The organism is Streptomyces sp. WM4235 (genome assembly GCF_001279725.1).
Taxonomy (GTDB): domain Bacteria; phylum Actinomycetota; class Actinomycetes; order Streptomycetales; family Streptomycetaceae; genus Streptomyces.
This window is the reverse complement of record NZ_LGDE01000059.1, coordinates 1-8,267: the sequence shown is the minus strand read 5'-3', so window position 1 is coordinate 8,267 and position 8,267 is coordinate 1. Positions and strand designations below refer to the sequence as shown.

11 protein-coding genes and 1 pseudogene are annotated in these 8,267 nt (G+C 70.3%); all 12 read left to right on the top strand.

Annotated features, from left to right (window positions below; translation table 11 throughout):
- A pseudogene (locus tag ADK55_RS07550) lies at window positions 1–334 on the top strand (secreted protein/lipoprotein); the annotation flags it as partial.
- Window positions 328–1,215: an ATP/GTP-binding protein gene (locus tag ADK55_RS07545; RefSeq protein ID WP_234349934.1), complete on the top strand. Its 888-nt coding sequence runs from the start codon at window positions 328–330 to the stop codon at window positions 1,213–1,215. The pseudogene ADK55_RS07550 and the gene ADK55_RS07545, both read left to right, overlap by 7 nt.
- Window positions 1,216–1,358: 143 nt before the next feature.
- Entirely contained in the window at window positions 1,359–1,997 is a 639-nt protein-coding gene (locus ADK55_RS07540; RefSeq protein WP_053676692.1) for an SAF domain-containing protein, read from the top strand.
- Window positions 1,997–2,818, top strand: coding sequence for a hypothetical protein (locus tag ADK55_RS07535; RefSeq protein WP_053676691.1), 822 nt, complete (start codon window positions 1,997–1,999; stop codon window positions 2,816–2,818). Before ADK55_RS07540 ends, ADK55_RS07535 begins: the two co-directional genes overlap by 1 nt.
- Before the next feature lie 202 nt (window positions 2,819–3,020).
- A complete protein-coding gene (locus ADK55_RS07530) occupies window positions 3,021–4,394 on the top strand; it encodes a CpaF family protein (protein ID WP_420713600.1) in 1,374 nt (457 codons plus the stop codon).
- Window positions 4,391–5,326 carry a type II secretion system F family protein gene (locus ADK55_RS07525; RefSeq protein WP_053676690.1) on the top strand — a complete coding sequence of 312 codons (936 nt, stop codon included), beginning with the start codon at window positions 4,391–4,393 and terminating at the stop codon, window positions 5,324–5,326. Before ADK55_RS07530 ends, ADK55_RS07525 begins: the two co-directional genes overlap by 4 nt.
- Window positions 5,323–6,213, top strand: a complete 891-nt coding sequence (locus ADK55_RS07520; RefSeq protein ID WP_053676689.1) for a type II secretion system F family protein — start codon at window positions 5,323–5,325, stop codon at window positions 6,211–6,213. The genes ADK55_RS07525 and ADK55_RS07520 overlap by 4 nt, the downstream gene beginning before the upstream one ends.
- Window positions 6,214–6,235: 22 nt before the next feature.
- On the top strand, window positions 6,236–6,436 hold the full coding sequence (locus ADK55_RS07515; RefSeq protein WP_053676688.1) for a hypothetical protein: 201 nt from the start codon (window positions 6,236–6,238) through the stop codon (window positions 6,434–6,436).
- Window positions 6,437–6,473: 37 nt separating this feature from the next.
- On the top strand, window positions 6,474–6,914 hold the full coding sequence (locus tag ADK55_RS07510; RefSeq protein WP_420713599.1) for a TadE/TadG family type IV pilus assembly protein: 441 nt from the start codon (window positions 6,474–6,476) through the stop codon (window positions 6,912–6,914).
- A gap of 32 nt (window positions 6,915–6,946) precedes the next feature.
- Entirely contained in the window at window positions 6,947–7,375 is a 429-nt protein-coding gene (locus ADK55_RS07505) for a TadE/TadG family type IV pilus assembly protein (protein WP_053676695.1), read from the top strand.
- 90 nt (window positions 7,376–7,465) lie between these two features.
- On the top strand, window positions 7,466–7,879 hold the full coding sequence (locus ADK55_RS07500) for a TadE/TadG family type IV pilus assembly protein (protein ID WP_234349933.1): 414 nt from the start codon (window positions 7,466–7,468) through the stop codon (window positions 7,877–7,879).
- A 22-nt stretch (window positions 7,880–7,901) separates the two neighbouring features.
- Window positions 7,902–8,267: hypothetical protein (locus tag ADK55_RS07495; RefSeq protein WP_199826467.1), on the top strand; the 366-nt coding region annotated here is incomplete at its 3' end.

Sequence of the window (8,267 nt, the reverse complement as noted above, 5' to 3'; positions counted from 1 at the left end):
GAACACGAAGCTTGTGAACTACTCGGCGAAGAGTGCCTTCAACGAGGCATTGGCCGACCTTACGAAGATGAAGGCGGCCGGCATCGCCAAGAAGGGCAGCCCGGGCCATCGAGCCGAAGCGACGACGCTCGACATGTCCGGCGAGCGCCCCCGAGCCGGCGTCACTGATTGTCTTGATCTCTCGACGTGGCAGACGGTCAACATCGCTACCGGTGAAGTGCGGCCCTATCCGTCTGAGCAACCGTTGCGCTACATCACTACCGCTGAGGTCGAGCTGTGGGCTGGGCAGTGGCTCGTGGTCAAGCTGACGCCGGATGGAGACAGAAAGTGCTGAGACGAGCGGTAGCCACCACGATCCCTCTGACCATCGCGGCGTCCCTGTCGTTGACCCTGCCTGCGTACGCCGCAGCAGGTCCCTGCGACGGGGCCGAGAAGTTCGTCACCATCTGTGTCACAGAGCCAGGCCATGACGGCAGCTCCGGCACGGGCGGCAACCAAGGCAAGGGCACCAACGGCGGTGGGGGCACCGGAAAAGGCAGCGGCACCCCAGATCCCGACTCCTGCGAAATGCGAATCCTTGATCCTCAGCCCCCCGCAGGCAACCCCATGTGGGAGGGGCACGAGCCTGGTGACGGCGCCATCTACGTCAACACCTGCGCCAGCGGTTCCGGCACCGCGAACACCGACACGATCGGCCTGACCTTCTGGTCGGCGGACACTCCGGCCCCGGCCGTTGACCCGGCCGTCCTCGCGCAGCGGGCGGTCGACAGCATGCTCCTCGACCGTCCTGCGATCGTCAGTCCGAAGGCTGACGGGCGGTACACGGTCGGGGTGCCGATGTGGTTGTGGGTCGGTCAAGGCCCCACGACCTGGGGTCCGAACACCGCGTCGGCATCGGCGGGTGGGATCACGGTGACCGCGACCGCCAAGGTGTCGTCGGTGGCGTGGAACATGGGGGACGGAACGACAGTGACCTGCGCGACCCCGGGCACTCCGTACACCGCGGCGCGTGGCATGACGCCGTCGCCGGATTGTGGTCATCGCTACCGCTCGACGTCGGCCGGCCAGTCGGGCGCAAGGTATCAGGGCGCCGCGACGAGCACGTGGACGATCGATTGGGCCGTGACCGGTGGCGGACGCAGTGGTCAGTTGACCGAGGTTCGCACGACGCCGTTCACCGTGTCGGTCGGAGAGGTCCAGGTCGTCGGCCAGTAGCGACCGTAGCGACCGACCCCCGCACTTTCCTTTCCATTTTTATGGAGGCACAGCACGTGAGCAGCACCACTACGGCCGCCCCGGGGCGGCCGTCTGTCCCTGGCCCCGGTAGGAGTGGCGTCGAGCCGGCGGGCGCGCCGCGCATGGTGCGTCAGCGGCGTCGCCGTCCCGGGCTGATCGCTTTGTCGGTCGCGTTGATCGCGGCTGGAGGCCTGTCGGGCGCGCTCTTGTTCACAGCGTCCGGGGAGCGGTCGAGTGTGTTGGTGGTGGCGCATGACGTGCCGGTGGGGGCAACGATCACCGCCGCCGATCTCGCCCCCGCGTCCCTCGCCCTTGATCCGGCCGTCAAGGCGGTCCCGGTCGCGAAGCGGTCGAGCATGGTCGGGCAGCGGGCCGCCGTCGCGCTGAAGGCGGGTTCGCTGCTGTCTCCCGGTCAGGTGACGTCTGTGTCGCTGGTCAAGGCTGGTGAGCAGCTTGTGGGTGTGGCGTTGAAGCCGTCGCAGCTTCCGGCGACGCGGTTGGGGCCGGGTCAGAAGGTGGTGATCGTGTCGACCCCCGACCCTGCCCAGGCCGCAGCGGCCGGGGGTGCGGGGAAGGCGGGTGAGCCGGCGGCCGGGCCGAAGATGTTGGCGGCGACGGTGGTGGCGGTGGGTGTGCCGGCGCCGGCGACGGGGGTTGTCGTGGTGGATGTGGCGGTGCCGGCCGCGGATGGGCCGACGTTGGCGGCGCGGGTGGCGACGGGTGCGGTGGCGTTGATCATCGCGCCGCAGGAGGCGGGCTGATGGCGGTTGTGGCGTTGGCGGGTGGTCTCGGTGCTCCCGGGGTCACCACGACCGCGATGGCCCTGTTGATGGGGTGGCCGTTGGCGCAGGGGCATCGGGTCGTGTTGGCCGAGGCCGACCCCGATGGCGGGGCGATTCTCCCGGGCGCGCTCCAGGGCACTTTGGACAACAGCCACGGTCTGCGGAATCTGGCGGTGGCGGCGCGTCAGGGGCAGGTGACGGAGGCGTTTTGGCGTCAGTTGGTCGACGTCACCGACGCGGAGACCCGGGACAGGCTGGTGTTGCCGGGTCTCTACGATCCCGCGCACGCGTCGGCGATGGAGCCGGTGTGGCGGCCGCTCGCCGCGCTGTTTGCCGGGATCGAGGAGCACGGGCACGACGTCCTGGTGGACCTCGGTCGGCGGGGGGCGTTCGGTGCGTCCGGGATCCTCGCGCAACGTGCCGACGTCGTCCTGATGGTCGTCCGCAACACGATGCGCGGGTTGCAAGGCGCCCAGGTGCGCTTGAAGACGCTGCGCGAGCACCTCGGCGGAAGCGCGGAGATCGGAATCCTGCTGGTGGACGAGGGGCCGTACCCCAAGGACGAGGTCCGCAAGCACCTGGAGGCGCCGGTGGTCGCGGTGATGCCATGGCGGCCCAAGGAGGCGCGGGTTTTCTCCGATGGTGCGGAGCAGCCGCGTCGTTTCGAGGTGGGCGAGTTGATGCGGTCGGCACGGTCGGCCGCGCTGCGGGTGCGGGAGCTGGTGGAGATCCGCCGTTCCCGACTGGCCCCACCGCCACCCGAGCCGCCTGCGGGAAGGGTGGTCAGTGGTGCGCGCTAACCCGGTCCACAGCAACCCGCAGGTCACCCCCGGTACGTCACTGCAAGCGCGGCTGGCGGGTTCCCGTGCGGCGGTGCCCGCTCCCGTGCATCAGCCGGCGCCCGCGCCGACGAACGCCGGACCCGCCAACCCATGGGTCGTTGCCGCAGTCACCCCGAGCGCGAGTGCGCTCGTCCCCGCCCAGACGGCCCCGCCCGCGCCGATGGCGCTGGACTACGCCGCCGTACGCCTGATCAAGAAGGAGGTCGGCGAGCGACTGACAGACCTGTTGCGGGCGCGCCCGGGTCTGTCCTCGGAGGCGCAGGAGCAGCAGGGACGCCACTTGATCAACGAGCAGGTGGCGATCTGGTCGGATGCCGAGGCCGTTCGTCGCGGTGTCGCGAGCAGCGCGGCCGAGGACGCGATCATGGCGCAGGCCGTGTTCGATCTACAGTTCCGGGCCGGCCGGCTGCAAGCCCACCTCGACAACCCGTTGGTCGAGAACATCTTCATCAACCGCCACACCGACGTGTGGCTCGACTTCACCGACGGTCGCCGGGTGCGAGTGGCGCCGGTCGCGGAGTCCGAGGAGGAGTTGCGCGAACTGTTGCGGGATCTGGCCCGTCGCACCACCGGCCAGAGCGAACGCAGCCTGTCGACCGCGGACCCGTTCCTCGCGTTGCGCATGTCGGACGGGTCCCGCCTTCAGGCGATGATCGAGGTAACGCCGGGCGCCTACGTCACGATCCGCCGGCACAGCATGCGTGACGCCGACCTGCCCGAACTGGTCGAACGCGGCATGCTCGACACCACCTTGGAACAGTTTCTGCGCGCGGCGGTCCGTGCGGAGAAGAACATCATGGTGGTGGGCGGCCAGGCCGCGGGCAAGACCACCCTGCTGCGCGCTCTGTTGCGGGAGATCGATCCCGACGAGCGGTTCGCGACGCTGGAGACCGAGTACGAGCTTTTCGCCCACGAGAACGGCTACCACCGGCAGGTCGTGCCGATGGAGGCCCGCGAATCCAACGGGGAGGTCGTCGGCGGGGTCGCCGCCGGCGAAATCACCCTGATGGATCTGATGTACCGGGCGCTGCGCATGACGCTGACCCGCATCGTGGTCGGCGAGGTCCGTGGGCCGGAGATCGTCGCGATGCTCCAGGCCATGACCAACGGCGCCGGCGGAAACCTCTGCACCCTCCACGCCATCCGCCCCTCCGTGGTCTTCGACCGGATCGCCGAGCTGTACTTGTTGGCGCAGGCCAACATGAGCGAGCAACTCGCCTACCGGCAGGCCGCGAACGGCTTGGACTTCATCGTGTTCGTGTCCTCGATCGACGAGACGCGGATCGGCGGGCACCGTCACCGGTTCCTGTCCCACGTCCTGGAGGTGACCGGTATCGGTGAGGGCGGCCGGCCGGAGACGAACATGATCTTCGGTCCGCGCCCGGAGTGGAACGAGGCCCGCGCGGTCCCGCTCATGCTGCCCCGCTGCATCAACGACCTGCGCCGCGTCGGCTTCGACGCCACCTTGCTGAACGAGCCTGGCGGGACCTGGCCCACGTCGCTGCCGCTCCTGATCACGGAGGACGCGCTGTGACCGTCCTTCTGATGTGGGTCTTGGCCGGCCTGGCAGTCGCCGGCGGTCTTGTCGGTCTCGTCGCCGGGATCGTGGGCACCACCACCCCCAGGGGCCCGGGAATCAGTGCGCGGCTTCGGGCCGGTCGCACGCTCGCGTCCCGCGACGAGAAGATGGCCCGCCGCACACGGCTCGTCCTCGGGGCCGTCGCCGGAGTGCTGGTGTGGTTGGTCACCGGGATGTTCGTGGCCGGGGCGATGGTCCTCCTCGCGGTGATCGGGGTTCCCTGGCTGTTGTCGCCCACGAAGTCGGCGACGACCCGGATCGGAAAGCTTGAGGCGCTCGGCGACTGGACGCAGCGTCTGGGCAACGTCCTCAGGTTGGGGCGTGGCCTCGATGAGGCGTTGCAGGTGTCCCGCAAGGGGTGCCCGGAGGACATCGCCGGCGAGGTCGGGGACCTGGTCGACCGGCTACAGGTCGGTTGGCGGCCCACCGACGCGCTGCGCCTGTTCGGCGACGCCCTGCACGACGTGACCGCCGACAAGGTGGTGGCCGCGCTGGTCCTGTCGGCGGCCGACCGCGGTCCCGGTCTCGCGCAGGCGTTGGACGATCTCGCCGAGTCGGTGCACGAGGAGGTCGCCCGGCGTCGGGTGATCGAGGCCGACCGGGCCAAGCCCCGCACGACGATGCGGTGGATGACGATCATCACGCTCGGCATCATCGGCGCCGGGTTCCTGGTCCCCTCCTACACCGCCCCCTACGGCACCACCATCGGACAAATCGTTCTGGCGATCCTGGCGGCCGCGTTCGTCGGGGTCTTGTCGTTGATGCGGCAGATCGCGGACACCAAGCCGGTCCCCCGGTTCCTGATCGCCGACCCGCGCAGCGCCGTCGCCACCGTCCCCGTCACGGACGAGGAATCCGAGGAGTCCCCCGTGGAGGTGACGGCATGACGACGCCTGTAGCCGCGATACTGGCCGGTGCCGCGATCGGAGCCGGCGGAGCCCTGCTGATCCGCGAGGTACTGCGCCCCGCCCCGGCCCTCGGGCCGGCGCTGCGCCGCCTGAATCAACCCCCAGTCCCCCAGGCCGCCATGGCGGGCGAGGGTGCCGATCGGGACGAGCGGTGGGGGCAGTGGCTTGTCGAGCGGCTGTCCGATGTGCCGGGGGTGCGGATCCCGTACAAGGATCTCGCCCTCACCGGCGCCACCCCCGCCCGCTTCCTCCTGACCAAGGTCGCCTTGGCCGGTGCCGGCTTGCTCTTGCCGCCGCTGTCCACGATCCCGCTGTTGTTGCTGGGCCTGCCCCTGTACCTCCCGGCGATCGTCGGAATCCTGGCCGCCGTCGTCCTGTGGTTCGCCCCCGATCTGGCGTTGCGGGACAAGGCCCGGCGGGCGCGAGCGGAATTCGCGCACGCCATGGCCGCCTACCTCGACCTCGTCGCCCTGCGCCGGGCCGGCAACGTGTCCGCCGAGCAGGCGATGGAACAGGCCGCCGAAGTCGGAGAAGGGTGGGCGTTCCAGCGGATCCGAGGGGCGTTGGCCCGCTCCCGGGTCGACAAGGTCCCCCACTGGGAGTCCCTGGCCCGCCTCACCGCCGAACTCGACCTGCCGGTCCTCGACGACCTCGCCGCGATCATGCGGCAGTCCGCCGACGACGGCGCGTCCGTCTACGCCACCCTCCGCTCCCGCGCCAAGAACCTGCGCACCGAACTGCTGGCCGCGCAGGCCGCCGACGCGAACGCCAACTCAGAGAAGATGACCGCCCCCGGCGCCCTGATGGCCGTCCTCGTGATGCTCCTCATCGCGTTCCCCGGCGTCATCCGCATGATCAACACCTGACTCACACGAAGGAGATTCCCTCATGACCAAGTACGCGATCCGTCTCGCGTTGGCCCTCAAGTCCCGTTGGGAGGACGTCCGGGAGCACGCCGCCGAGGACCGGGGCGACATCTCGATCACGACCATCATCATCTGGGTTGCCGCCGTCGCCGGGGCCCTCGCCATCGCCGGGACGATCGGCATCGTCGTCACCAAGTACAACGGCAAGCTCTCCGGGATCTAGGAAGCCGACGGAAGACGGAAGGGCGAAGGGGGGCGAGGTGTCGGACAGCACGCGGTGCGGATCCGCGCCGGAGGCCGAGGAGGTCACGGCCGGGGACCGGCGTGGGAGGGATCGGGGGGAGTCGTCCATTCAGATGGCGATCGTCTTCCCGATCGTTCTCCTGGTCACGGTCGCCGTGGTGCAGGCCGCCATGTGGTTCTTCGCCCGGAGCATCGCGCTCACCGCGGCCCGCGAGGGCGTGGCGGCCGCCCGCGTCTACCAGTCTCCCGAAGGCGCGGGCGCGGCGCGGGCCCGCGAGACGCTCGGTCGTATCGCGGGCGACAGCCTCACCGGCACCACGGTGAGCACTTCGGGCAGCAGTGCCACCGAGGTACGGGTCACCGTCACCGGCCACGCCCCGTCCATGATCCCGGGCCTGGCCGGATTGAGCGTGTCGCAGTCGGCGGGTGCTCCGCGCGAGAGGTGGACCACCCCGTGACCGACACCCCCACCAGGCGCGGCCGTTGGGCGATGCGGTGGCGGGAGGACCGGGGCAGCGAGACGATCGCGGCGGCGATCGTCACCCCACTCCTCCTGATGTTGTTGTGCATGGCCATCGCGGGAGGGCGGATCGTCACCTCCGGCGCGAAGATCGACGCGGCCGCCGAGGACGCCGCCCGCGCCGCCTCCATCTCCCGCACCCAAGGCGGGGCGCAAGCCGAGGCAAGCGCCGCCGCGGCCCGCTCCCTCGATGACCAGGGCGTGCACTGCGCGTCAAGCAGCACCAGCGTGGACACCTCCGGTCTCGCCGTACCGATCGGGGAAGTCGGCACCGTCACCGTGACCATCTCGTGCACCGTGACCATGGCCGACCTTCTGCTTCCCGGCGTTCCCGGATCCAAGACCTTGACCAGCCGGTTCACGTCCGTGGTCGACTCCTACCGCTCCCGAGAGGGATAGACCATGTTCCGAACAACGCCGCCGACACTTCCCACCGGACCGGGAGTCGCATCGCGAACGGAACCGGAGTTGGGCTCACGTCGACATCGGGTGCGGGATGACGAGGGCGGGATCGCCATCTACACCGCGATCGTCACCGTCGCCTTGCTGGGGATCATCGGCCTGGCGATCGACGGGGGCGGGAAGCTGCGGGCCACCGAGCGGGCCGATTCCGTCGCGATGGAGGCCGCCCGCGCCGCAGGCCAGGCCATCGACCCCGCGTCAGCCGTCACCGGCACCGGCGTCCGCGTCGACCCACAGGCCGCCCAGGCCGCCGCCCAGGCCTACTTGGCCCGCGCCGGCACCCAGGGCACCACAACCCTGTCCGCGGACGGCACCCAGCTCACCGTCACCGTCCACGGCACCTACGCGACGAAGTTCCTCGCGATCGTGGGCGTCGGATCGATGAGCGTCACCGGCCACGGAAACGCCCGACTCCTCCAGGGTGTCACCCAGCCCGAATAGCCCCGCCAGATAGGACCGGTTCATGTCGAAGCCCCCCCCCCCCGGCAAGCCGGCATCTCCCGCGCGCGGCGCGGCACAGACCGCGGCCGCGATGCTGCGCGGGATCCTCAGTCTCACCGTCCTCGCCGCGTTGCTGATCGGTTTGCCCGTCCTGTTGTGGTGGGCCACCGCGCGGGTCGGTCCACCCGGACTCGCCGCCCTCGCCGACCTGTTCTCCACCGACGACTCGGGCCAGGTCTTCCTTCTGGTCCTGGCCGTCGCGGGATGGGTGGGATGGGCGCTGTTCGCGTGCGCGGTGCTGTTGGAGATCCCCGCCCAACTCCGCGGCCGCGCAGCCCCCCAGGTCCGGGGGTTGGTCGGGCAGAGGGCCGCCGCCGCCCTGGTGGGC